Annotated in this window: 20 protein-coding genes; 12 read left to right on the top strand and 8 right to left on the bottom strand. The window is 70.9% G+C overall.

Translation table 11 applies throughout. The features are described from left to right. Window positions 1–154: 154 nt before the first annotated feature. From gap to pgi, 6 genes are all read left to right on the top strand, one after another. Window positions 155–1,165: a type I glyceraldehyde-3-phosphate dehydrogenase gene (gene gap, locus ACFW01_RS35665; RefSeq protein ID WP_122615080.1), complete on the top strand. Its 1,011-nt coding sequence runs from the start codon at window positions 155–157 to the stop codon at window positions 1,163–1,165. A 139-nt stretch (window positions 1,166–1,304) separates the two neighbouring features. Then, window positions 1,305–2,516 carry a phosphoglycerate kinase gene (locus ACFW01_RS35660; protein WP_234953470.1) on the top strand — a complete coding sequence of 404 codons (1,212 nt, stop codon included), beginning with the start codon at window positions 1,305–1,307 and terminating at the stop codon, window positions 2,514–2,516. Window positions 2,517–2,555: 39 nt separating this feature from the next. After that, window positions 2,556–3,311 (top strand): triose-phosphate isomerase, encoded by a 756-nt coding sequence (gene tpiA / locus ACFW01_RS35655; RefSeq protein WP_234954633.1) that lies wholly within the window; start codon window positions 2,556–2,558, stop codon window positions 3,309–3,311. 118 nt (window positions 3,312–3,429) lie between these two features. Beyond that, entirely contained in the window at window positions 3,430–3,660 is a 231-nt protein-coding gene (gene secG, locus ACFW01_RS35650) for a preprotein translocase subunit SecG (RefSeq protein WP_185832380.1), read from the top strand. Between the two features lie 199 nt (window positions 3,661–3,859). After that, window positions 3,860–4,195, top strand: a complete 336-nt coding sequence (locus ACFW01_RS35645) for an RNA polymerase-binding protein RbpA (protein WP_003976875.1) — start codon at window positions 3,860–3,862, stop codon at window positions 4,193–4,195. Between the two features lie 104 nt (window positions 4,196–4,299). Continuing rightward, window positions 4,300–5,955 carry a glucose-6-phosphate isomerase gene (pgi, locus tag ACFW01_RS35640; protein ID WP_384510641.1) on the top strand — a complete coding sequence of 552 codons (1,656 nt, stop codon included), beginning with the start codon at window positions 4,300–4,302 and terminating at the stop codon, window positions 5,953–5,955. 44 nt (window positions 5,956–5,999) lie between these two features. Here pgi and ACFW01_RS35635 read toward each other — a convergent pair whose 3' ends face one another. From ACFW01_RS35635 to ACFW01_RS35625, 3 genes are read right to left on the bottom strand one after another with little or no spacing between them, the layout of a single operon-like run. Next, window positions 6,000–8,333, bottom strand: coding sequence for an FtsX-like permease family protein (locus tag ACFW01_RS35635; RefSeq protein ID WP_234953466.1), 2,334 nt, complete (start codon window positions 8,331–8,333; stop codon window positions 6,000–6,002). A 51-nt stretch (window positions 8,334–8,384) separates the two neighbouring features. Further along, window positions 8,385–9,140, bottom strand: coding sequence for an ABC transporter ATP-binding protein (locus ACFW01_RS35630; protein ID WP_384510665.1), 756 nt, complete (start codon window positions 9,138–9,140; stop codon window positions 8,385–8,387). A gap of 32 nt (window positions 9,141–9,172) precedes the next feature. Continuing rightward, a complete protein-coding gene (locus ACFW01_RS35625) occupies window positions 9,173–9,688 on the bottom strand; it encodes a PadR family transcriptional regulator (RefSeq protein ID WP_122614869.1) in 516 nt (171 codons plus the stop codon). 110 nt (window positions 9,689–9,798) lie between these two features. On the opposite strand from ACFW01_RS35625, the gene ACFW01_RS35620 reads away from it, so the two are divergent. The 5 genes from ACFW01_RS35620 to ACFW01_RS35600 all read left to right on the top strand — a co-directional run bounded on the left by ACFW01_RS35620 (window position 9,799) and on the right by ACFW01_RS35600 (window position 16,440). Further along, the gene (locus tag ACFW01_RS35620) at window positions 9,799–11,064 is read left to right on the top strand and encodes an ABC transporter substrate-binding protein (RefSeq protein ID WP_384510637.1); all 1,266 of its coding nucleotides are present in this window, start codon (window positions 9,799–9,801) and stop codon (window positions 11,062–11,064) included. Window positions 11,065–11,232: 168 nt separating this feature from the next. Next, window positions 11,233–12,855: a glycoside hydrolase family 13 protein gene (locus ACFW01_RS35615; RefSeq protein WP_384510634.1), complete on the top strand. Its 1,623-nt coding sequence runs from the start codon at window positions 11,233–11,235 to the stop codon at window positions 12,853–12,855. A gap of 35 nt (window positions 12,856–12,890) precedes the next feature. Then, window positions 12,891–14,219: an ABC transporter substrate-binding protein gene (locus tag ACFW01_RS35610; protein WP_384510631.1), complete on the top strand. Its 1,329-nt coding sequence runs from the start codon at window positions 12,891–12,893 to the stop codon at window positions 14,217–14,219. Between the two features lie 6 nt (window positions 14,220–14,225). Continuing rightward, a complete protein-coding gene (locus ACFW01_RS35605) occupies window positions 14,226–15,590 on the top strand; it encodes an ABC transporter permease subunit (protein ID WP_384510628.1) in 1,365 nt (454 codons plus the stop codon). A gap of 10 nt (window positions 15,591–15,600) precedes the next feature. Next, on the top strand, window positions 15,601–16,440 hold the full coding sequence (locus ACFW01_RS35600; RefSeq protein WP_234953456.1) for a carbohydrate ABC transporter permease: 840 nt from the start codon (window positions 15,601–15,603) through the stop codon (window positions 16,438–16,440). Between the two features lie 50 nt (window positions 16,441–16,490). Here the strand turns inward: ACFW01_RS35600 and pgl are convergent, their stop codons facing one another. Genes pgl through tkt form a run of 5 tightly spaced genes read right to left on the bottom strand, consistent with a single transcriptional unit; the run spans window position 16,491 to window position 23,092 of the window. After that, window positions 16,491–17,276, bottom strand: a complete 786-nt coding sequence (gene pgl, locus ACFW01_RS35595; protein WP_384510624.1) for a 6-phosphogluconolactonase — start codon at window positions 17,274–17,276, stop codon at window positions 16,491–16,493. Next, complete coding sequence (gene opcA, locus ACFW01_RS35590) at window positions 17,273–18,328, bottom strand: glucose-6-phosphate dehydrogenase assembly protein OpcA (protein ID WP_234953452.1); 1,056 nt, start codon at window positions 18,326–18,328, stop codon at window positions 17,273–17,275. Before opcA ends, pgl begins: the two co-directional genes overlap by 4 nt. Continuing rightward, window positions 18,325–19,848 (bottom strand): glucose-6-phosphate dehydrogenase, encoded by a 1,524-nt coding sequence (gene zwf / locus ACFW01_RS35585; protein ID WP_384510621.1) that lies wholly within the window; start codon window positions 19,846–19,848, stop codon window positions 18,325–18,327. Before zwf ends, opcA begins: the two co-directional genes overlap by 4 nt. 3 nt (window positions 19,849–19,851) lie before the next feature. Next, window positions 19,852–20,970 (bottom strand): transaldolase, encoded by a 1,119-nt coding sequence (tal, locus tag ACFW01_RS35580; protein WP_384510618.1) that lies wholly within the window; start codon window positions 20,968–20,970, stop codon window positions 19,852–19,854. A 34-nt stretch (window positions 20,971–21,004) separates the two neighbouring features. Continuing rightward, the gene (gene tkt / locus ACFW01_RS35575; protein ID WP_234953446.1) at window positions 21,005–23,092 is read right to left on the bottom strand and encodes a transketolase; all 2,088 of its coding nucleotides are present in this window, start codon (window positions 23,090–23,092) and stop codon (window positions 21,005–21,007) included. A 361-nt stretch (window positions 23,093–23,453) separates the two neighbouring features. On the opposite strand from tkt, the gene ACFW01_RS35570 reads away from it, so the two are divergent. Then, window positions 23,454–24,422 (top strand): heme o synthase, encoded by a 969-nt coding sequence (locus ACFW01_RS35570; RefSeq protein ID WP_384510614.1) that lies wholly within the window; start codon window positions 23,454–23,456, stop codon window positions 24,420–24,422. Window positions 24,423–24,467: the final 45 nt, after the last annotated feature.

Here is a 24,467-nt window from a genome sequence, read left to right as displayed (position 1 = left end):
ACCCCTACTGGCGGGTACGGGCCGCCGTGCCGGGTATGGGGCGTCTCGATGTCACCCCGCAAGCCTCGGAGAGGTAGGGTCGGGGGTGGTCGGGGACATCCCAAATACAGCTCGCCGGCACATCGGGCCGGCGTACCAACGAGGAGATCGGTTCGTGACGATCCGCGTAGGCATCAACGGCTTTGGCCGCATCGGTCGTAACTACTTCCGCGCGCTGCTGGAGCAGGGTGCAGACATCGAGATCGTGGCTGTCAACGACCTGGGTGACACCGCGACCACCGCCCACCTGCTGAAGTACGACACCATCCTCGGCCGCCTCAAGCAGGAGGTCACGCACACCGAGGACACCATCACCGTCGACGGCAAGACCATCAAGGTCCTGTCCGAGCGCAACCCGGCCGACATCCCGTGGGGTGAGCTGGGCGTCGACGTCGTGATCGAGTCGACCGGCATCTTCACCAAGAAGGCCGACGCCGAGAAGCACATCGCCGGCGGCGCCAAGAAGGTCCTCATCTCGGCTCCGGCCAAGGACGAGGACATCACCATCGTGATGGGCGTCAACCAGGACAAGTACGACCCGGCGAACCACCACGTCATCTCCAACGCCTCCTGCACCACCAACTGTGTGGCGCCGATGGCCAAGGTCCTCGACGAGAACTTCGGCATCGTCAAGGGCCTGATGACGACGGTCCACGCGTACACGAACGACCAGCGCATCCTGGACTTCCCGCACAAGGACCTGCGCCGCGCCCGTGCCGCCGCGGAGAACATCATCCCGACCACCACGGGCGCCGCCAAGGCCACCGCGCTGGTCCTCCCGCAGCTCAAGGGCAAGCTCGACGGCATCGCGATGCGCGTCCCGGTCCCCACCGGCTCGGCCACCGACCTGGTCGTGGAGCTCCAGCGCGAGGTGACCAAGGACGAGGTCAACGCCGCGTTCAAGAAGGCCGCCGACGACGGCGACCTCAAGGGCGTCCTCTTCTACACCGAGGACGCGATCGTCTCCTCGGACATCGTCGGCGACCCGGCCTCCTGCACCTTCGACTCCTCCCTGACCATGGTCCAGGAGGGCAAGTCGGTGAAGATCCTCGGCTGGTACGACAACGAGTGGGGCTACTCGAACCGCCTCGTCGACCTCACGGTCTTCGTCGGCGAGCAGCTCTGAGCGACTCAGACTCAGCAGGAACCTCGCATGCGGTAGCAGGGCTCGGGCAGCGCAACGTCGCGCCGTCCGGGCCCTGCGTCGCGTCCGCGGTGACCGGCCCTCGTAGGATCACCAGCGATCCGAGAACCCAGGAGCCCTCTTGAAGACGATCGACGAACTGCTCTCCGAAGGCGTCGCGGGCAAGCGCGTATTCGTCCGCGCCGACCTCAACGTGCCGCTGGACGGCACCACCATCACCGACGACGGCCGCATCCGCGCCGTGGTGCCCACCGTCAAGGCCCTGGCGGACGCGGGCGCGCGCGTGATCGTCGCCTCGCACCTGGGCCGCCCCAAGGGCGCCCCGGACCCCGTCTACTCGCTGGCCCCGGCCGCCGCCCGCCTCGGTGAGCTGCTCGGCGCCGACGTCGCCTTCGCCGAGGACACCGTCGGCACCTCCGCCGAGGCCGCCGTGTCCGGCCTCGCCGACGGCGGCGTCGCGGTGCTGGAGAACCTGCGCTTCAACGCCGGCGAGACCAGCAAGGACGACGCCGAGCGCGCCGCCTTCGCCGACCGGCTGGCCGGTCTCGCGGACGTCTACGTGGGCGACGGCTTCGGTGCCGTGCACCGCAAGCACGCCTCGGTCTTCGACCTCCCCAAGCGGCTGCCGCACTACGCCGGCTACCTGATCGCCACCGAGGTCGGCGTCCTCAAGAAGCTCACCGACGACGTCCGGCGCCCGTACGTGGTCGCCCTCGGCGGCGCCAAGGTCTCGGACAAGCTCGCGGTCATCGACGAGCTGCTCGGCAAGGCCGACCGGCTCCTCATCGGCGGCGGCATGGCCTACACCTTCCTCAAGGCCAAGGGCTACGAGGTCGGCATCTCCCTCCTCCAGGAGGACCAGATCCCGGCCGTCAAGGAGTACATCGAGCGCGCGGAGAAGACCGGCGTCGAGCTGGTCCTCCCCGTCGACGTCGTGGTCGCGCCCGAGTTCCCCGACCTCAAGGCGAAGGCGCCGACCCACCCCGACACCGTCGCCGCGGACGCCGTCCCGGCGGACCGGATGGGGCTGGACATCGGCCCCGAGTCCCGCAAGCTGTACGCGTCCAAGCTCGCCGACGCCGCCACCGTCTTCTGGAACGGGCCCATGGGCGTCTTCGAGCACCCCGACTACGCCGAGGGCACCAAGACGGTCGCCCAGGCGCTTCTCGATGCCCCGGGATTCACCGTGGTCGGCGGCGGCGACTCCGCCGCGGCCGTGCGGACGCTCGGTTTCGACGAGAACGCTTTCGGCCACATCTCGACCGGCGGCGGCGCCTCCCTCGAATACCTCGAGGGCAAGACGCTCCCCGGCCTCGCCGCACTGGAGGACTGACCCGCAATGGCATCCAATCCGTCCGGACGCACGCCGCTGATGGCGGGCAACTGGAAGATGAACCTCAACCACCTCGAGGCCATCGCCCACGTCCAGAAGCTCGCCTTCGCCCTCGCGGACAAGGACTACGACGCCGTCGAGGTCGCCGTCCTCGTGCCCTTCACCGACCTGCGCTCCGTGCAGACCCTGGTCGAGCACGACAAGCTCAAGATCAAGTACGGCGCCCAGGACATCTCCGCCCACGACGGCGGCGCCTACACCGGCGAGATCTCCGGCGCGATGCTGGCCAAGCTGCGCTGCACCTACGTGGCGATCGGCCACTCCGAGCGCCGGCAGTACCACGCCGAGACCGACGAGCAGGTCAACGCCAAGGTCAAGGCGGCCTACAAGCACGGCCTGACCCCGATCATGTGCGTCGGCGAGGAGCTGGAGGTCCGCGAGGCGGGCAACCACGTCGCCCACACCCTCGCCCAGGTCGAGGGCGGTCTCAAGGACCTCCCCGCCGAGCAGGCCGAGTCGATCGTCATCGCCTATGAGCCCGTCTGGGCCATCGGCACCGGCAAGGTCTGCGGCGCCGACGACGCCCAGGAGGTCTGCGCGGCGATCCGCGGCAAGCTCGCCGAGCTGTACACGCAGGAGCTGGCCGACAAGGTCCGCATCCAGTACGGCGGCTCGGTCAAGTCCGGCAACGTCGCCGAGATCATGGCGCAGGCCGACATCGACGGCGCCCTGGTCGGCGGCGCCTCGCTGGACTCGGACGAGTTCGTCAAGATCGCCCGCTTCCGCGACCAGTGAGCGACCAGTGAGTATGCGGTAGCGGCGATACGTCGTACCCTTGCGGGGGCATGGTGGCCTGCTGTCACCCTGCCCCCGCCGTTCATCCGAAGCCGAGGAAGTTGGTCCAGCCGTGGTTATGGGGTTCTCGATCGCCCTGATCGTCTTCAGCCTGCTGCTGATGCTGCTGGTGCTGATGCACAAGGGGAAGGGCGGCGGCCTCTCCGACATGTTCGGTGGCGGCATGCAGTCGTCCGTCGGCGGATCCTCCGTCGCCGAGCGCAACCTCGACCGGATCACCGTGGTGGTCGGTCTGGCGTGGTTCGCGTGCATCCTGGTGCTCGGCCTGCTCATGAAGGCGAACAACTGACACCTCACGCACTTGTACACGTAAAGCCCCATGTCCGGTACGCGCTTCACCGCGCCGCCTATCATGGGGCTTGCGTCTGTGCGCTGGAGCTTGTAACTCCAATCACTGGACGCGCGTTGGGCCTTACGTAGACTGAGGCGCTCGCAGCGAAGCGAACGCCGACTCGCTTTGCGGCACCATCACGCAGGGAGTTACGACCGTGGCAAGTGGCAACGCGATCCGGGGAAGCCGGGTCGGGGCGGGGCCGATGGGCGAGGCCGAGCGCGGCGAGTCCGCGCCGCGTCTGCGCATCTCCTTCTGGTGCTCCAACGGACACGAGACACAGCCGAGCTTCGCGAGCGACGCCCAGGTCCCCGAGACCTGGGACTGCCCGCGCTGCGGCTTCCCCGCCGGACAGGACCGGGACAACCCACCGGACCCGCCGCGCACCGAGCCCTACAAGACGCACCTGGCGTACGTGCGCGAACGCCGCAGCGACGCGGACGGCGAGGCGATCCTCGCCGAGGCGCTCGCCAAACTGCGGGGCGAGATCTAGGAACTGGCGGAGTTCCGTCTCCGTCGGTCGCCTTCACCTCTGATCCATTAGGTTGGAACAGCCGGGACGGCTGGGACACCTGAGGAAGAAGGCTGAAGACCGACATGAACGCAGACGGCCGTACCAGGCTCGACCAGACGCCCGAATGGACCGCGCTGGCGAAGCATCGCGAGCAACTCGGCGACGTGCGGCTGCGCGAGCTGTTCGCCGCGGACCCGGAGCGTGGCACGGACTGGTCGCTGCGGGTGGGGGACCTGTACGTCGACCACTCGAAGCACCTGGTCACCGACGAGACGCTCCGACTGCTGCGCCAACTGGCCGCGGCCACCGGCGTGTTCGGGCTGCGTGACGCCATGTTCCGCGGCGAGCGGATCAACATCACCGAGGACCGGGCGGTCCTGCACACCGCGCTGCGCGCCCCGCGGGACGCGGTGGTCGAGGTCGACGGCGAGAACGTCGTGCCCAGGGTCCACGCCGTCCTCGACAAGATGGCGGCCTTCGCGGACAAGGTCCGTTCCGGCGAGTGGACCGGTCACACCGGGCGGCGCATCCGCAATGTCGTCAACATCGGCATCGGCGGCTCCGACCTGGGACCGGCGATGGCGTACGAGGCGCTGCGCGCCTTCACCGACCGCTCTCTGACCTTCCGGTTCGTGTCCAACGTGGACGGCGCCGACCTGCACGAGGCGGTGCGGGACCTGAACCCGGCCGAGACGCTGTTCATCGTGGCGTCCAAGACCTTCACCACCATCGAGACGATCACGAACGCGACCTCGGCGCGCTCCTGGCTGCTCGACGCGTTCGACGGCGACGAGAAGGCGGTGGCAAGGCACTTCGTGGCGCTGTCGACCAACGCGGAGAAGGTCTCCGGCTTCGGTATCGACACGGCCAACATGTTCGAGTTCTGGGACTGGGTCGGCGGCCGGTACTCCTACGACTCGGCGATCGGGCTGTCCTTGATGATCGCCATCGGCCCGGACCGCTTCCGGGAGATGCTCGACGGCTTCCGCATCGTCGACGACCACTTCCGCACCGCGCCCGCCGAATCCAACGTGCCGTTGCTGATGGGCCTGTTGGGCGTCTGGTACGGCAACTTCCACGACGCGCAGTCGCACGCGGTGCTGCCGTACTCGCACTACCTGTCGAAGTTCACCGCCTACCTCCAGCAGCTCGACATGGAGTCCAACGGCAAGTCCGTCGACCGCGAGGGCCGCGAGGTGGAGTGGCAGACCGGGCCGGTGGTCTGGGGCACGCCCGGCACCAACGGGCAGCACGCCTACTACCAGCTGATCCACCAGGGCACCAAGCTGATCCCGGCGGACTTCATCGGCTTCGCCGAGCCGGTCGGTGAGCTGAGCGACGGACTGAAGGCCCAGCACGACCTGCTGATGGCCAACTTCTTCGCCCAGACCCAGGCCCTCGCCTTCGGCAAGACCCCGGACGAGGTGCGCGCCGAGGGGGTGCCGGAAGAACTGGTCCCGCACAAGACGTTCCGGGGCGACCGTCCGACGACCACGATCCTCGCGCGGGAACTGACCCCGTCGGTGCTCGGGCAGCTCGTCGCGCTGTACGAGCACAAGGTGTTCGTGCAGGGCGCCGTCTGGGGCGTCGACTCCTTCGACCAGTGGGGTGTCGAACTGGGCAAGGTGCTCGCCAAGCGGGTCGAGCCGGCGCTCACGGAAGGAGCGGAGGTGCCCGGTCTCGACGCCTCCACGAAGGCGCTGGTCGCCGCCTACCGGGAGCTGCGCGGCCGGCGGTGAGTACGGCGCGGTGGCCCGGCCGGTCGGGCCACCGCGCTCGACGGTCAGGCCACCGCGCTCAACGTGTCGGCCAGGCGTCTGCGGGCCGCCCGCGCCGACGGTACGGCGGCCAGGGCCGCGGCACCGAGCGCGGCCGCCGTGCCGAGGAGCGCCAGGAACGCGGGGGAGGGGGACCGGGCGATCCCCGCGCCGATGCCGCTGGAGGCACCCTGGGCGTCGATCAGCCAGTGCGCCAGCGGCAGCCCGAGGGCGGTGGCGAGGAGCACGGCCGCCAGCGCGGTGTACCCGGTGGCCGCGACGGTGATGCCGGTGATCTGGCGCGGGGACAGGCCGATCGCCTTGAGCGCGAGCAGGTCCCGTTCGCTCTCGCGGACGGTGCCGCCGATCGCGGTGAGCAGTTCGATCAGCCCGATCAGGGCGAGCACGGCGATCAGCCCGAGGACGACCCCGCGCAGCGGCGAGAGCCCGTCGGCGGGGTTCGCCGCGGCGTGCACGTCGAGCCGGCCCGCTCCGGCCTCGGCGAGCCGCCCGGCCACGCCGTCCGGATCGGCGCCGGGGGCCAGGCGTACCTGGTAGAAGGTCGGGTTCAGCCGCGGGTCGTTCTCCCTGAGGGTGTCCAGGGATGTGGAGATCACCCGGCCGGCGTTCTCCGGCTCGATGCTGCGGCCCACGATGTGCAGGATCTGCGGCCGGTCGCCGACGGTCATCCGCACCCAGTCGCCGACCTCCACCTCCAGCAGGTCGAGCAGCCCCTGCCCGGCCACCGCCTCGTCCGGGCCCTGCGCGCGGCGGCCGTCGGCCAGGGCGTACGGGTAGGGGTCCTCGCGGGTGCCGAGTCCGCGCAGCGCGATGGTCGCGGTCTGGCCCGGCACCAGGGCGGCCACCTCGACCCCCGGATAGGCGGCGGAGACCTCCGGGTCGCGCTCCAGCAGGGCGCGGGTGGAGCGGTCGCCCAGCCCGGCGTCGGCGCGGACGGAGAGGGCGGTCGGCAGCCCGATCTGCTCCGGCTCGCCGTGGAAGCGGTCGATGGTGGTCCACGCGCTCATCGCCACCACGATCAGCAGCAGCGGCAGGGTGAGGCGGGCGACCGTGGCGAGTGAGCGGGGGCGCCGGGTGAACGCCTTGTGCCAGCCGAGGACGAGCGCGGGCGGCACGCGGACGTCGAGCGGACCCTCACGCCCCCGCACCCCGCGCACCCTGAATCCGCGCACCCCCAGGGCGCGCCGGGCCGTGCCCGACAGCCCGCCGCCCCGCGCCGCCGCCGGACGGGGCACCGGAACCGGTGGCACCCGGCCCGCGCGCCAGGCCGCCAGCCCGGTGGTGGCGCCGATGAACAGGACCGCGCCCGCCGGTACGGCGAAGAGGGCGACGGTGTGTCCGGGCAGCCCCTGCCACACGCCGACCGCGTCACCCAGCCGCCCGGGGACCAGAGTGCCGAGGGCCTGGGTGAGCGCGGCGGCGGCCACCGCCCCGAGCAGGGCGTAGGCGAGGTGCTGGAGCAGGAAGACCCGGACGACCTGGCCCGGGGTGAAGCCGATCGCCTTCAGCACGGAGATGTCCCGCAGATGACCCCGGATCCGGGTGCCGATCGCGCCGTGCACCGCGAGCCCCGCGGCGAGCAGCGCGCCCAGCCCGAACAGGCCGAGCACCTGGCCGAGCAGCCGGTTGTCGCCCTGCGCCTCCGCGCGGGCCTGCTGCCAGGTGGAGACCTGCCCGATCGCCCCCGCGCCCAGCACGGTCACCGCGCGCTGCACCACGTAGTCGGTGTCACCGGGGTCGGTCAGCCGCAGCCCGATCACCTGGCCGCCCGGGTCGGCCACCCCGCCCGGCGGCGCCCACACCAGACCCGGCTGCTCGCCCGGCCGGTAGCGGCGCTCGGGGCTGTCGGCGATGCCGAGCACCGTCAGGGTCCGGGGCGTACCCGGCAGGGTGAGGGTGTCCCCGGGCTGGGCCAGCAGTGCGCCGGCCAGACGGCGCTCCAGGACCACTCCGTCGGGATCCGACTGGTCGAGCCAGCGCCCCGCGGTGAGCAGCGGCCGCCCCACGTCGGGTTCCCCGGCGGTGCCGCGCAGCTCGACGGAGGCGCGCGTGCCGCGCACGGCGACGGTCGTGGAGGCGGTGGGGTAGGGGCCGGCGACGGCCCGGACGCCGTCCAGACCGGCCAGCTCGCGGGTGTCGGTGCCGGCGTCGGTGTGCAGCCAGACGTGGGCGCCGCGGGCCTGCGTGAAGACGCGCTGCCAGGGGTTCGTCGCGTACCCGAACAGGGCCGTGGCCAGCAGCAGGGAGGCGACGATGCCCGCGGTGGCGAGGACGAGGAACAGCGCCTCGCCCCGGTGCGCGCGCAGATCGGAGTGGGCCCGGCGCAGGGTGGCTCGCACCGGCCTCACCCCCCGGGTGCGCGGTGCGCGCGGTGGTCGTACGCCCGCATGTCAGTCCTTGAGTTCCAGCACGGCGGACGTGCCGGACCGGCGGCGCGGCGGCGGGCCGGCGTCCAGTTCGGCGTCGTCGGCTATGCGCCCGTCGAAGAAGCTGATCACCCGGTCCGCGGCGCTCGCGAGCCGCGCGTCGTGGGTGACCAGCAGGATCGTCTGACCGCGCTGGTGGAAGCGGGTCAGCAGCCGCATCACCTCGCGGGTTCCCTTGCTGTCCAGGCTGCCCGCGGGCTCGTCGGCCAGCAGCAGCGGCGGATGGTTGACCAGCGCCCGGGCGAGCGCCACCCGCTGCTGCTCGCCGCCGGACAGCTCACCGGGCATGCTGCGCTCCTTGCCCGCCAGGCCCAGCTCGGCCAGCAGCTCCTCCCGCTCGGCACGCGCCCGCTTCGGCGGCAGCCCGGCGAGCAGGGCGGGCAGCTCGACGTTGTCGGCGACGGACAGGTCGGAGACCAGGTTGAAGAACTGGAAGACGATCCCGATGCGCTTCCTGCGCTCGATCGCCCAGCGCGCCTCGCTGTACCGGTCCGTGCACGCGCCGTCCAGCCAGAGGCTCCCGGCGTCCGGCCGGTGGAGCCCGCCGAGCAGATGCAGCAGCGTCGACTTCCCGGCGCCGGACGGCCCGGTGATCGCCACGAACTCGCCCCGCCGCACGGACAGGCCGACCCCGCGCACGGCGTGTGCCGGGGCGCCCTCGCCGTGATGCGTCTTGACCAGGCCCTCCGCGCGCAGCACGGGAGCCTCGTCCTCGCTCACCCCGGAGGTGACCCCGGAGCCGACCCCAGCGCTCACTCCAGCTCCTCCAGCTCTTCCTGACACCGTTCCAGCCAGTCGAGGTCGGCCTGCAGGTGCAGCATCGCGCCCTCGATGAGGAGGTGGGCGACGCGGTTGTCGCGGTCTTCGGCGGCGGCCAGCTTCGACAGCTGCCGCATCGTGTTCAGATACTGCCGCCGCTGCTTGTTGATGAGGGCGACCTGGTCGGCGAGCCCCGTCTGCGGAGCCAGGGCGAGCTTCATGAAGAACTCGTCCCGCACCCGCGGCTCGTCCGCCGTCTCCTCGTACCAGGCCCGCAGCTCGTCGCGCCCGGCGTCGGTGAGGTGGTAGACCTTCTTGTTGGGCCGGCTCGACTGCTCGATGTCCTCGCCCTCGATCAGTCCCGTCTTCTCGAGGCGGCCGAGGGTGACGTAGATCTGGCCGACGTTCGGCTGAGGGTACGCGGAGCCCAGCAGTTGCTCAAGGTCCTGCTTCAGCTCGTAGCCGTGGGCCGGTCCGCGGGCCAGAAGGGCCAGAAGGTGCAGGCGCACTCAGCCGTCCTTCCCTTCTGGTCACATGTGCTCCAGGCCCTAGTATCGCGCATACCTAACAGGTATACATGGCCCCTGACCGGTGTACGAGGGTGTACAGGGAGGAACCTATGCGGTGGATCCACGCCGCCGGTAGGGGCCTTCTCGTCCTCGTGGTGCTCCTCACCGGCTACGTCGCCTCGGGTGCCCGCGCCGACGTGGGTGCCGGGAGCGGGCGCGGGCCGCTCACCCTGGCCACCGCCGGTGACCTCACCGGCTACCTCGGCCCGCTGCTGGAGGGCTGGAACCGCGACCATCCCGACGAGAAGGTCACCCTCGTCGAACTGCCCGACTCCGCCGACGAGACCCGCGCGCAGATGGCCACCGACCTGCGCGACGGCGACCGGCACCGCTTCGACGTCCTCAACATCGACGTCAACTGGACCTCCGAGTTCGCCGCCGCGGGCTGGATACGCCCGCTGCCGCGCGAACGCTTCCCGCTCGGCACCTTCCTGCCGCCGGTCGTCGACACCGCCACCTACGACGGGCGGCTGTACGCCGTCCCGTACGTCACCAACGCCGGTCTCCTCCTCTACCGCAAGGACGTCCTCGCCGCGGAGGGCGTCCCGCCGCCGCGCACCTGGGCCGAGCTGGAGCGGTACGCCGAGACCCTCGCCCCGAAGCACGGGCTCGACGGCTACGCGGGGCAGTTCCTGCCCTACGAGGGCCTCACCGTCAACGCGGCCGAGGCCGTCTACTCGGCCGGCGGCAGCATCCTCGGCGACGAGGGCCAACGTGTCACCGTGGACTCGGCGGCGGCCCGCGAGGGCATCGGGTTCCTGGCCCGCGGGGTGCGCGAGGGATGGATACCCAGGGACGCGCTGACCTACAAGGAGGAGGAGTCCAAGCAGGCCTTCCAGGACGGCCGCCTGCTCTTCCTGCGCAACTGGCCCTACGCCTACGTGGGCGCCTCCGCCCAGGACTCGAAGACCGCCGGAAAGGTCGGCGCGGTGCCGCTGCCCGGCCCCGACGGGCCCGGCGCGAGCGTCCTTGGCGGCTCCAACCTCGCCGTCGGCACCCACGCCCGGCACCCCGACTCGGCCGCGCGCCTCATCGCGTACCTGACCAGCGAGCGCGTCCAGCGCCAGGTCCTCACGCGCGGCGCGCTGCCGCCCGTACGGGCCGACCTCTACGAGGACCCCCGGCTCGTCGAGGCGTTCCCGTATCTGCCGACCCTGCGCGAGAGCGTGCTCGCCGCCGCCCCGCGCCCCAAGAGCCCGCGCTACGACCAGGTCAGCCTGGCCGTGCAGGCGGTCGTGCACGACGCGATGACGGGGCGGCAGACGCCCGAGGCGGCGGTGCGGCGACTGGCACGCGAGCTGGCTGCCCTCTCCTAGTTACGTGTTAAGTAACGCCGACGTCTCATCTGTGCCTGTGCTGGGGTGAAAAGTCAGCATATAAAGCCCAACTGCTCAGTAGTCTCTGTTTCCTTCGTTGACACCTGCGCGATGCCGCTACCTAACATGCATGCATAACAGCGGCCCCCTCTACAGACAGGTTCCGGGGTGAACAGGCACCACTGGTGGCGTGACGCGGTGATCTACCAGGTCTACGTCCGCAGCTTTCTCGACAGCACCGGCGACGGGGTCGGCGATCTCGCCGGGGTCCGGGCCGGACTGCCGTACCTGCGCAAGCTCGGCGTGGACGGGATCTGGCTGAGCCCCTTCTACCCGTCGCCGCAGCACGACCACGGCTACGACGTCGCCGACTACCGCGGTGTCGACCCGCTCTTCGGCGACCTCGACGAGTTCGACGCGCTGGTCGCCGCCGCCCGGCGCCTCGGCGTCCGGGTGCTGCTGGACATCGTCCCCAACCACTGCTCCAGCGAGCACCCGTGGTTCCGCGAGGCGCTGGCCGCCGAGCCCGGCAGCCCGGCCCGCGCCCGCTTCCACTTCGCCGACGGCCGCGGCCCGGACGGCGACGAGCCGCCCAACAACTGGCACGCCATGTTCGGCGGCCCGGCCTGGACCCGCGTGACGGAGTCCGACGGCCGGCCCGGCCAGTGGTACCTGCACATGTTCACGCCCGAGCAGCCGGACTGGAACTGGCGCACCCCCGAGGTCGCCGCCGAGTTCGACCGGATACTCCGCTTCTGGCTGGACCGCGGGGTCGACGGCTTCCGCATCGATGTCGCCGCCGGCCTCTACAAGCACCCGGACCTGCCGGACTCCCCGGACCCGGAGGCCGACGCCCGCACCCGCGACTCGGTCAACCCGCTCGCCTGGAACCAGCCCGAGGTGCACGACGTGTGGCGCCAGTGGCGCGCGGTGTGCAAGGAGTACGCCGACCGCGACGGCCGCGAACGCCTCCTGGTCGGCGAGGTGTCCGTCCCGTCGGCCCGCGAACACGCGCGCTACGTCCGCCCCGACGAACTCCACCAGGCCTTCTTCTTCGACCTGCTCGGCGCCCCCTGGGACCCCGACGCGTTCCGCAAGGTCATCTCCGAGGCCATGCAGGACATCGCCGGGACCGGCTCCACGGTCACCTGGGTCCTCAACAACCACGACCAGGTCCGCACCGTCACCCGCTACGGCGAACCCGCCACCGACGGCAGCGGACTCGGCACCGCCCGCGCCCGCGCCGCCGCCCTGCTGATGCTGGCGCTGCCCGGGGCCGCGTACATCTACCAGGGCGAGGAACTGGGCCTGCCCGAGGTCGTCGACCTGCCCGACGACGTGCTCACCGACCCGATCTTCCACCGCACCGGCAGCCGGGCCCGGGTCCGTGACGGCTGCCGGGTGCCGCTGCCCTGGTCGGGACAGGCGTCCCCGTTCGGCTTCACCTCGGGTGACGGGAGCGCCAAGCCCTGGCTGCCGCAGCCGGAGTACTTCGCCGAGTACGCCACCGACCGCGCCCTCGCCGACACCCGCTCCTTCTGGCACCTCTACCGCGACGGCCTCCAGCTCCGGGGCGACCTGCCCCAGCTGGGGGAGGGCACCCTGCGCTGGCTGGACACCCCACCCGGCGTCCTCGCGTTCGTCCGCGGCGACGGACTGGTCTGCGCCGTCAACTTCGGCACCGCCCCCACGCCCGCGCCGGTCCCCGGCACCCCGCTGCTCAGCAGCGGCCCCTGCCCGGACGGCTCCCTGCCCGGCTCCACCGCCGCCTGGTGGATCGCCGACCTCTGACCTTGCTCCGCCCACCCCTCGAAGGGACATCAACGATGATGCGACGACGTTCCACCCTGCTCACCGGCTGCACCGCCCTCGTACTCGCCCTCGGCGCGACCGCCTGCGGCGGCGGCGGACCCGTCTCGGCCGGCGGCGGCGACAAGGCGCTCAGCGGCCAGTCCGTCACCGTCGCCGGGGTCTGGTCCGGCACCGAACAGGAGAACTTCCAGAAGGTGCTGGACGCCTTCACCGAGAAGACCGGCGCCAAGACCTCGTTCGTCTCCACCGGCGACAACGTCTCCACCGTCGTCGGCAGCAAGATCGAGGGCGGCAACGCCCCCGACGTCGTGATGGTCCCGCAGGTCGGCGTCCTCCAGCAGTTCGCCGCGAAGGGCTGGCTGAAGCCGCTGTCCAAGACGGCCCAGCAGTCCGTTGACGGCAACTTCGCCGACGTCTGGAAGTCGTACGGCAGCGTCGACGGCACCCTCTACGGCCTCTACTTCAAGGCCGCCCACAAGTCGACCGTCTGGTTCAGCCCCGACGCCCTCGCCCAGGCCGGGGTCGAGCCGCCGAAGACCTACGACGAGATGCTGAAGGCCGGGCAGACCGTCTCCGACTCCGGGCTCGCCGCCTTCTCGGTCGCCGGGCAGGACGGCTGGACGCTGACCGACTGGTTCGAGAACGTCTACCTCTCCCAGGCGGGACCGGAGAAGTACGACGCCCTGGCCGCCCACGAACTGAAGTGGACCGACGCCAGTGTGGTCGAGGCGCTCACCACCCTCGGCAAGCTCTTCAAGGACAAGCAGCTCATCGAGGGCGGCCGGCAGGGCGCCCTGAACACCGACTTCCCGGGCTCCGTGGAGAAGGTCTTCGGCCCGAAGCCCGAGGCCGGCATGGTCTACGAGGGCGACTTCGTCGCCGGGGTCGCCAAGGACCAGTTCGGCAAGGAGATCGGCAAGGACGCCGACTTCTTCCCGTTCCCCGCGGTCGCCGGCGGTGAGGCGCCGGTGGTCAGCGGCGGTGACGCGGCCGTCGTCCTCAAGGACGGCAAGAACTCCAAGGCCGGCACGGCGCTCCTGGAGTACCTCGCGACGCCGGAGGCCGCGGCCGTCTGGGCCGAGGCGGGCGGCTTCCTCTCCCCGAACAAGAAGCTCGACCTCGCCTCCTACGGCGACGACGTCAGCAGGGCCACCGCCAAGTCCCTGGTGGACGCCGGGGACTCGGTCCGCTTCGACATGTCCGACCAGGCACCGGCGGCCTTCGGCGGCACCAAGGGCACGGGCGAGTGGAAGATCCTCCAGGACTTCCTGCGCGACCCGTCCGACCCGAAGGCGACCGCCGCGCAGCTGGAGGCCGCGGCGGCCAAGGCCTACAAGGGCTGACCGGTCATGACCTCGACCCTGGTGAAAGAGGCGAGCCCGCCCGCCGCCCCCGGACCGGCGCCGCTGCGGCGCCCCCGGCGGCGCCGGGCGGCCGTCGCCCTGCTCTTCGTCCTCCCCGCGCTGCTGCTGCTCGGCGCGCTCGTCGTCTACCCCGTGCTGTTCTCCGTCGGCCGCAGCTTCTTCGACGCCTCGGGGACGCGCTTCGTGGGCGGCGAGAACTACACCGAGATGTTCCGCGACCCGGCCACCCTCAAGGCCATCCGCAACACCGCGATCTGGGTCGTGATCGCACCCACGCTGCTGACCGGCCTCGGTCTGATCCTCGCCGTCCTGGTCGAGAAGGTGCGCTGGGCCACCGCCTTCAAGCTGCTGCTCTTCATGCCGATGGCGGTGTCCTTCCTCGCCGCCGGCATCATCTTCCGGCTCGCCTACGACCACGACCCGGACAAGGGCGTCCTCAACGCCGCCGTGACCGGTGTCCACGACGCCTTCGCCGACACCGCCTCCTATCCGACCGCGCGGGCGCGCGAGGGACAGGACGGCGGCCTGGTCAAGGCGGCGGACGGCGCGTACCGGACGAGCGCCGGCGTGTCCCCCGGCGACACCGTGGCGCTCGGCCTCGTCGGAGTGCTGCCCGACGACCTGCCGTCCGGCACGGAGCCGGCGTACGGCGCGGCCGGGCGCGAGGCGGCCCCCGGTGAGGTGAGCGGCGTCGTCTACCTGGACTTCACGCCCGGCGGGGGAGGGGAGCAGGGCAGGGTGGACCGGCGCGAGAGCGGGCTGCCCGGAATGACGGTCGAGGCCGTGCGCGACGGACGTACGGTCGCCACCGCGACCACCGCCTCCGACGGCTCCTTCCGCTTCCAGTCGCTGGCCGACGGCTCGTACGCCGTCGAGCTGCCCGCCTCGAACTTCGCGCCGCCCTACGAGGGCGTCTCCTGGCTCGGGCCCGCGCTGGTCACGCCCGCGATCATCGGGGCGTACCTGTGGATCTGGACCGGGTTCGCGATGGTGCTGATCGGCGCCGGCCTGTCGTCGCTGCCGCGCGACGCGCTGGAGGCGGCGCGGATGGACGGCGCGAACGAGTGGCAGATCTTCCGGCGGATCACCGTGCCCCTGCTGGCGCCGGTGCTCACGGTCGTCTTCATCACCCTCGTCATCAACGTGATGAAGGTCTTCGATCTCGTCTACATCATCGCGCCCGGGCCTGTGCAGGAGGACGCGACGGTGCTCGCGACGCAGATGTGGCTGGTGTCGTTCGGCGGCGGCAACAACCAGGGGCTCGGCAGTGCGCTGGGCGTACTGCTCCTGCTGCTCGTCGTCCCGGCCATGGTCTTCAACGTCCGCCGCTTCAAGAGGAGTCAGCGATGAGGAGTCAGCGATGAACGCCGTCCGGCGGTATCTGGGCAACGGAGTCGTCCAGGCCTTCCTGGTGCTCGTCGGTCTCGTGTGGATGACGCCGCTGGCCGGGCTCTTCCTCTCCTCTCTCCGGTCGGCCGAGGAGACGGCGGAGGGCGGCTGGTGGACGGCGCTGGCCAGTCCCGGGCAACTGTCCCTCGACAACTACTCGGCGCTGCTGGGCAACTCGGGCATCACCCAGGCCTTCTGGAACACGGTGCTGATCTCCGTGCCGACGACGGTGCTCGTCGTGGTCGTCGGGGCGCTCGCCGGGTACGCCTTCGCGTGGCTGGACTTCCCGGGGCGCGAGGCGGTCTTCCTGATCGTCGTGGCGCTGCTGGTGGTGCCCGTGCAGATCGGGCTGCTGCCGGTCGCCAAGCTCTTCGGGCAGCTGGGGCTGTTCGGGACCATCCCGGGCGTGGTGCTGTTCCACGTGGCGTACGGGCTGCCGTTCGCGGTGTTCCTGCTGCGGAACTACTTCGCCGAGATGCCCAAGGAGATGCTGGAGGCCGCCCGCATGGACGGCGGCACCGAGTGGCGGATCTTCATCCGCCTGGTGCTGCCGGTGGGGCGGCCGGCCATCGCCAGCCTCGCCATCTTCCAGTTCCTGTGGGTGTGGAACGACATGCTGGTGGCGCTGCTGTTCGCGGACAGCTCGGCGCAGCCGCTGACCGTGGAACTCCAGTCGCAGATCCGGCAGTTCGGGAGCAACATCGACGTGCTGGCGCCGGGGGCCTTCCTGTCGCTCGTCGTGCCGGTGGTCGTGTTCTTCGCCTTCCAGCGGCACTTCGTGCAGGGGGTCATGGCGGGGTCGGTGAAGTGAGGGGCGGGGCGGATTCTTCCGCCCCGCCCCTCAACGCCGGACGGGCCGGCTTACGCCGATGCCGGCGGGTACAGCGACCTCGGCAACTGCGACGCCGCCGCCGAGTCCAGCAGCCACAGGGTGCGGGCGCGGCCCTTCGCGCCGGCCGCCGGGGCCTGGATCTCGCCCGCGCCCGACAGGGCCATCGCGACCGCGTTCGCCTTGTCCTCGCCCGCCGCGAGCAGCCACACCTCGCGGGCCGCGCGGATCGCGGGCAGGGTGAGCGAGACGCGGGTGGGCGGCGGCTTGGGGGAGCCGTGGACGCCGATCACCGTGCGCTCCGTCTCCCGCACGCCCGGGTGCTCCGGGAACAGGGAGGCGACGTGCGTGTCCGGGCCGACGCCCAGCAGCAGGACGTCGAAGGACGGCACCGCGGCGTGGTTCTCGGGGACGGACGCCTCGGCCAGCTCCCGCGCGTACGCCTCCGCGGATGCCTCCGCGTCGGCGCCGTGCGGGCCGTCGGACGCCGGCATCGCGTGCACCCGCTCCGGGTCCAGCGGCACCGAGTCCAGCAGCGCCTGCCGCGCCTGGGTGACATTGCGCTCCGGGTCGCCCTCGGGCAGGAAGCGCTCGTCGCCCCACCACAGGTCGAGGCGGCTCCAGTCGATCGCGTCCCGGGCCGGGGACCCGGCGAGCGCCGCGAGCAGGCCGTTGCCGTTGCGACCGCCGGTGAGGACCACGGACGCGCTGCCCCGGGAGGCCTGCGCGTCCACGATCTTCGTGATGAGGCGAGCCGCGGCGGCCTCGGCCATCAGCTCCTTGTCGCGGTGCACGACCAGCTGAGGAGTCTCGCTCACTTCGCCGCCGCCTTCCTCACCGGTGTCTTCTCCTGCGCCGCGTCCTTCGCGCGGGCCTTCGCGACCGTTTCGACGGGAGCGGCGACCGCGACGGCGCCCTCCCGGCCGTCGGGGCCTCCTTTGGCCGGGGCGTTCAGCCGTTCCACCCCGTAGCGCAGCGCCGAGGCGTAGGTGTCGTCCGGGTCGAGGCGCCGCAGCTCCTCCGCGATCAGCTCGGCCGTGTCGCGGCGCTTGAGCGCCACGGCGCGGGACGGCTGGCCCTGGATCGACAGGTTCGCCAGCGACCCGTCGGCCCGGTCCAGGACGACCGGACCGCAGTCGGTGTCCATCCGGACCGCCGTCAGCCCCGGACCGCTCGACGCGGAACGCTTCACCGGCACGTCGAGCCGGTCCGCCAGCCACATGGCCAGCAGCTCGCAGCTCGGGTTGAACTCCTCGCCCTCCACCTCGACCGCCTGCACCTGGCAGTCGACCTGGTCCAGGGCCGCCGCCAGCATCGAGCGCCACGGCGTGATGCGGGTCCACGACAGATCGGTGTCGCCCGGCGCGTAGGCGTCGGCACGGGCCGCCAGCTCCCGGACCGGCTCCTCGCAGGCGTAGGTGTCGGTGACCCGGCGCTGGGCGAGGGCGCCGAGCGGGTCCCGGGCCGGGTCCAGCGGCGCGTTCACCGGCCACCACACCACGACCGGCGCGTCCGGCAGCAGCAGCGGCAGGACCACCGACTGGGCGTGGTCGACGACGTCGCCGTACAGCCGCAGCACGATCGTCTCGCCGGTGCCCGCGTCGGCGCCGAGGCGCACCTCGGCGTCCAGCCGTGACCTGGTGCGGTCCCGGGGTGAGCGCGAGACGCGCTTGATGACGACGAGCGTGCGCGAGGGGTGCTCGTGCGCGGCGTCGCTCGCGGCCTTCAGCGCGTCGTAGGCATTCTCCTCGTCGGTGACGATGACCAGCGTCAGCACCATGCCGATGGCCGGGGTGCCGATGGCCCGGCGGCCGAGGACCAACGCCTTGTTGATCTTGCTGGCCGTGGTGTCCGTGAGGTCCGTCTTCATGGGCGGCGCCAGCTCCGTCCGTCTCGCTCCAGCATGTCGTCGGCCTCGACGGGGCCCCAGGTGCCGGCCGGGTACTGGGCCGGGGTGCCGTGCTGGTCCCAGTACACCTCGATCGGGTCGAGGATCTTCCAGGACAGCTCGACCTCCTCCGTGCGCGGGAAGAGGTTCGCGTCGCCGAGCAGCACGTCCAGGATCAGTCGCTCGTACGCCTCCGGGCTGGACTCCGTGAAGGACTCGCCGTACGCGAAGTCCATGGACACGTCCCGGATCTCCATCGACGTGCCCGGCACCTTGGAGCCGAAGCGGACCGTGACGCCCTCGTCGGGCTGGACGCGGATGACGATCGCGTTCGAGCCCAGCTCCTCGGTGGCCGTCGTGTCGAAGGGGGAGTGCGGGGCCCGCTGGAAGACGACCGCGATCTCGGTGACGCGGCGGCCCAGGCGCTTGCCGGTGCGCAGGTAGAAGGGGACGCCCGCCCAGCGGCGGTTGTCGATGCCGACCTTGATCGCGGCGTAGGTGTCGGTCTTCGACTTGGGGTCGATGCCCTCTTCCTCCAGGTAGCCGACGGCCTTCGCGCCGCCCTGCCACCCGGCCGCGTACTGGGCGTGCACGGTGTCCCGGCCCAGGTCCTTCGGGAGCCGGACCGCGCCGAGCACCTTGGTCTTCTCGGCGGCCAGCGCGTCCGCGTCGAAGGAGGCGGGCTCCTCCATGGCGGTCAGCGCGAGCAGCTGGAGGAGGTGGTTCTGGATGACGTCGCGCGCGGCGCCGATGCCGTCGTAGTAGCCGGCCCGGCCGCCGATGCCGATGTCCTCGGCCATCGTGATCTGCACGTGGTCCACGTAGGACCGGTTCCAGATCGGCTCGAACATCGTGTTGGCGAACCGCAGCGCCAGGATGTTCTGGACGGTCTCCTTGCCCAGGTAGTGGTCGATGCGGAAGACCTGGTCGGAGCCGAAGACCTCGTGGACGATGGAGTTCAGTTCCTCGGCCGACTCGAGGTCGTGGCCGAACGGCTTCTCGATCACCGCGCGGCGCCAGGAACCGCTCGACTGGTCGGCCAGCCCGTGCTTCTTCAGCTGCTGGATGACGACCGGGAAGGACTTCGGCGGCACCGAGAGGTAGAAGGCGAAGTTGCCGCCCGTCCCCTGGGCCTTGTCCAGCTCCTCGATGGTGCCGCGCAGCCGCTCGAAGGCCTCGTCGTCGTCGAAGGTGCCCTGGACGAAGCGCATCCCCTGGATGAGCTGCTGCCAGACCTCCTCGCGGAACGGCGTGCGGGAGTGTTCCTTGACGGCGTCGTGCACGACCTGGGCGAAGTCCTCGTGTTCCCAGTCGCGGCGGGCGAATCCGACGAGCGAGAAGCCCGGCGGCAGCAGACCCCGGTTGGCGAGGTCGTACACGGCGGGCATGAGCTTCTTGCGGGAGAGGTCGCCGGTGACGCCGAAGATGACCAGACCCGACGGCCCCGCGATACGCGGGAGCCGTCGGTCTGCGGGGTCACGCAGCGGGTTGCTGCTTGACAATTCTCAGCCCTTCGAGGGAGCGAGGCGCTTGAGCTCCGCCTCCGTGGACTTGAGCAGGTCGTTCCAGGACGCCTCGAACTTCTCGACGCCCTCGTCCTCCAGGAGCTGGACCACCTCGTCGTAGGAGATCCCGAGCTTCTCGACCGCGTCGAGGTCGGCGCGGGCCTGCTCGTAGGTGCCGGCGACGGTGTCGCCGGTGATCTCGCCGTGGTCCTCGGTGGCCGCCAGGGTGGCCTCCGGCATGGTGTTGACCGTGTTCGGCGCGACCAGGTCGGTGACGTACATGGTGTCGCTGTACGCCTTGTCCTTCACGCCGGTCGACGCCCACAGCGGACGCTGCTTGTTGGCGCCGGCCTTCTCCAGGGCCGCCCAGCGGTCGGTGGAGAACAGCTCCTCGTACGCCTGGTAGGCGAGCCGGGCGTTGGCGACGGCGGCCTTGCCGCGCGCGGCCTTGGCCTCGTCGGTGCCGAGCGCGTCGATCCGCTTGTCGATCTCGGTGTCCACGCGGGACACGAAGAAGGACGCCACGGAGTGGATCTGCGAGAGGTCCAGGCCGCGCTCCTTGGCCTTCTCCAGACCGGTCTGGAAGGCGTCCATGACCTTGCGGTACCGCTCCAGCGAGAAGATCAGCGTGACGTTGACGCTGATGCCCAGACCGATGGTCTCGGCGATGGCCGGCAGGCCCGCCTCGGTGGCCGGGATCTTGATGAAGGTGTTTGGCCGGTCCACCAGCCAGGCCAGCTGCTTGGCCTCGGCGACCGTGGCGTGGGTGTTGTGCGCCAGGCGCGGGTCCACCTCGATGGAGACCCGGCCGTCCTTGCCGCCGGTGTTGTCGAAGACCGGGCGCAGAACGTCGGCGGCGTCGCGGACGTCCGCCGTCGTGATCATGCGGACGGCCTCTTCGACCGTGACCCCGCGCACCGCGAGGTCGGCGAGCTGCTGGTCGTAGCCGTCGCCCTGAGAGATCGCCTTCTGGAAGATCGACGGGTTGGTGGTGACGCCCACGACGTGCTGCTGGTCGATCAGCTCGGCGAGGTTGCCGGACGTGATCCGCTTGCGGGACAGGTCGTCCAGCCAGATCGCCACGCCTTCATCGGAGAGGCGCTTGAGTGCGTCTGTCATGGAAATTGCATCTCCTACGTGTCGTATACGGGCGTCAGCGCCGGGCCGCGGCGAGGGATTCCCGCGCGGCGTCGGCCACGTTCTCGGCGGTGAAGCCGAACTCCTTGAAGAGCACCTTGCCGTCGGCCGAGGCACCGAAGTGCTCCAGCGAGACGATGCGGCCGGCGTCTCCCACGTACTTGTGCCACGTCAGACCGATACCGGCCTCCACCGCGACACGGGCGCGTACGGACGGGGGCAGGACGCTGTCCCGGTACCCCTGGTCCTGCTGCTCGAACCATTCGACGGACGGCATCGACACCACGCGCGTGGGCACACCGTCGGCCTGGAGCCGCTCGCGGGCCTCCACGGCGACGTGGACCTCGGAGCCGGTGGCGATGAGCACGACCTCGGCGTCGCCTCCGTCGGCCTCGAACAGCACGTAGCCGCCCTTGGCCGCGTCCTCGTTGGGCTCGTACGTCGGCACGCCCTGGCGGGTCAGCGCCAGACCGTGCGGCTGGCCCTTGCCGAACTCCTTCGTCCAGCGGCGCAGGATCTCGCGCCAGGCGATCGCCGTCTCGTTGGCGTCCGCCGGACGGACCACGTTCAGGCCCGGGATGGCGCGCAGCGAGGCCAAGTGCTCGACCGGCTGGTGGGTCGGGCCGTCCTCGCCGAGACCGATGGAGTCGTGCGTCCACACGTACGTCACCGGCAGGTGCATCAGCGCCGACAGGCGGACGGCGTTGCGCATGTAGTCGGAGAAGACCAGGAACGTTCCGCCGTAGATGCGGGTGTTGCCGTGCAGCGCGATGCCGTTCATCTCCGCGGCCATCGCGTGCTCGCGGATGCCGAAGTGGATGGTGCGGCCGTACGGGTCCGCCTCGGGCAGCGGGTTGCCCGCCGGGAGGAAGGAGGACGTCTTGTCGATCGTCGTGTTGTTCGAGCCGGCCAGGTCGGCCGAGCCGCCCCACAGCTCGGGCACGAAGGCGCCGAGCGCCTGGAGCACCTTGCCGGACGCGGCGCGGGTGGCGACGCCCTTGCCCGTCTCGAAGACCGGGATCTTCTCCTCCCAGCCCTTGGGCAGCTCGCCCCTGGCGACCCGCTCGTACTCGGCGGCGCGGTCGGGGTTGTTGTCCCGCCACTGCTGGAAGGCCTTCTCCCACACGGCGCGGGCCGCCTGGCCGCGCTCCAGGGCGCCGCGGGTGTGCTCGATGACCTCGTCGGAGACCTCGAAGGACTTCTCCGGGTCGAAGCCGAGGACGCGCTTGGTGGCCGCGACCTCCTCGTCGCCGAGCGCCGAGCCGTGCGCCGCCTCGGTGTTCTGCGCGTTCGGGGCGGGCCAGGCGATGATCGAGCGCATGGCGATGAAGGACGGCCGGTCGGTGACCTTCTTCGCCGCCTCGATGGCGTCGTAGAGCGCGTTCGGGTCCAGGTCCCCGTCCGGCTTCGGGGCGACGCGCTGCACGTGCCAGCCGTACGCCTCGTAGCGCTTGCAGGTGTCCTCGGAGACGGCGGTCTCCGTGTCACCCTCGATGGAGATGTGGTTGTCGTCCCACAGCAGGACCAGGTTGCCGAGCTGCTGGTGGCCCGCGAGCGAGGACGCCTCGGCGGAGATGCCCTCCTGGAGGCAGCCGTCACCGGCGATGCAGTAGATGAAGTGGTCGAACGGGGAGGTGCCCTCGGCGGCCTCCGGGTCGAACAGACCGCGCTCGTAGCGGGCCGCCATCGCCATGCCCACCGCGTTGGCGACACCCTGGCCCAGCGGGCCGGTCGTCGTCTCCACGCCCGTGGTGTGGCCGTACTCCGGGTGCCCGGGGGTCTTGGAGCCCCAGGTGCGGAAGGACTCCAGGTCCGCCAGCTCCAGGCCGAAGCCGGCCAGGTACAGCTGGGTGTAGAGGGTCAGGGACGAGTGGCCGGCGGACAGCACGAAGCGGTCGCGTCCGACCCAGTTCGCGTCGGCGGGGTCGTGCCGCATCACCTTCTGGAAGAGGGTGTAGGCGGCGGGCGCCAGGCTCATCGCCGTACCCGGATGGCCGTTGCCAACCTTCTGTACGGCATCGGCGGCCAGGACGCGGGCGGTGTCCACGGCCCGCTGGTCCAGTTCGGTCCACTCGAGGTCTGTGGTGGTCGGCTTGGTGCTCACCCTGAGTCAGGGCTCCTCTCCACATGTCGGATGCCGGTGCGCGTGGGCGCCCACCGGCTGCCGGCGCGTCCGTGAGACCGGCCGGCCGCTGTCGAGCCTACCCCCGTAAGTACGTGCGTTTTTCCGCTGGAATCCAGACTGCCGGGACTCTTCTCGATCCGCCTGCCGACTGGGCGAAACGGCATTCGGCATGTGAATACGGCGCCGCTCATCTGACTGCTCAATCGACTCTCCGAACGCACGTCGGAGCACCCCTTCCAACACGACCCCACCCCCGCGAAGGCCGAGGTATGGGCAACGTCTAAAGTGGCGTGGTACGCGCGAGCCTTTACCGCCACTTCACACGGTCGGGCTTGCTGGGATGTCTCTGTCAGGGGTGTGCGTGACGGCCGTTGAATCCCGTCCTGCGGGGGTAATCGGGACGAGCCAGAGCCCGAGTCACCGGCCGTTCGGGGCCCGTGTCAAGGCGTTCGTGGCGCTGACCAAGCCGCGGATCATCGAGCTTCTGCTGATCACCACCGTTCCGGTGATGTTCCTCGCCGAACAGGGTGTTCCGGATCTGGGTCTGGTGCTGCTGACCTGCGTCGGCGGCTACCTCTCGGCCGGCGGCGCGAACGCGCTGAACATGTACATCGACCGCGACATCGACGCGTTGATGGACCGCACCTCCCAGCGCCCCCTGGTGACCGGCATGGTCAGCCCGGTGGAATGCCTCGTCTTCGGCATCACCCTGGCCGTCGTCTCCACCCTGCTGTTCGGCCTCACCGTCAACTGGCTGTCGGCCTGGCTCTCCCTCGGCGCGCTCCTCTTCTACGTGGTCGTCTACACGATGATCCTCAAGCGCCGCACCTCGCAGAACATCGTCTGGGGCGGCATCGCCGGCTGCCTCCCGGTGCTCATCGGCTGGTCGGCCGTGACCAACTCGATGTCCTGGGCGCCGGTCATCCTCTTCGGGGTGATGTTCTTCTGGACGCCGCCGCACTACTGGCCGCTGTCCATGAAGGTCAAGGAGGACTACGCGCGCGTGGGCGTGCCGATGCTTCCGGTCATCGCCTCCAACAAGGTGGTCGCACGGCAGATCGTCATCTACAGCTGGGTGATGGTCGTGGTGTCGCTGCTGCTGACCCCGCTGGGCTACACCGGCTGGTTCTACACGGCCGTCGCCCTGGTGGCGGGCGGCATGTGGCTGTGGGAGGCGCACGGGCTGCAGAACCGCGCCAAGGCCGAGGCCACGGGCGGCAAGCTCAAGGAGATGCGGCTCTTCCACTGGTCCATCACCTACGTGTCGGTGCTGTTCCTCGCGATCGCGGTGGACCCCTTCCTGCGCTGAGGCCCCCGGGGGCCGGGTCCGACGGGCGGGGTGCGTGGCCAAGGC

It is taken from the genome of Streptomyces sp. NPDC058985, from assembly GCF_042740985.1.
Taxonomy (GTDB): Bacteria; Actinomycetota; Actinomycetes; order Streptomycetales; family Streptomycetaceae; genus Streptomyces.
The sequence above is the reverse complement of the archived record's forward strand: the minus strand, read 5'-3'. Positions and strand labels throughout refer to the sequence as shown.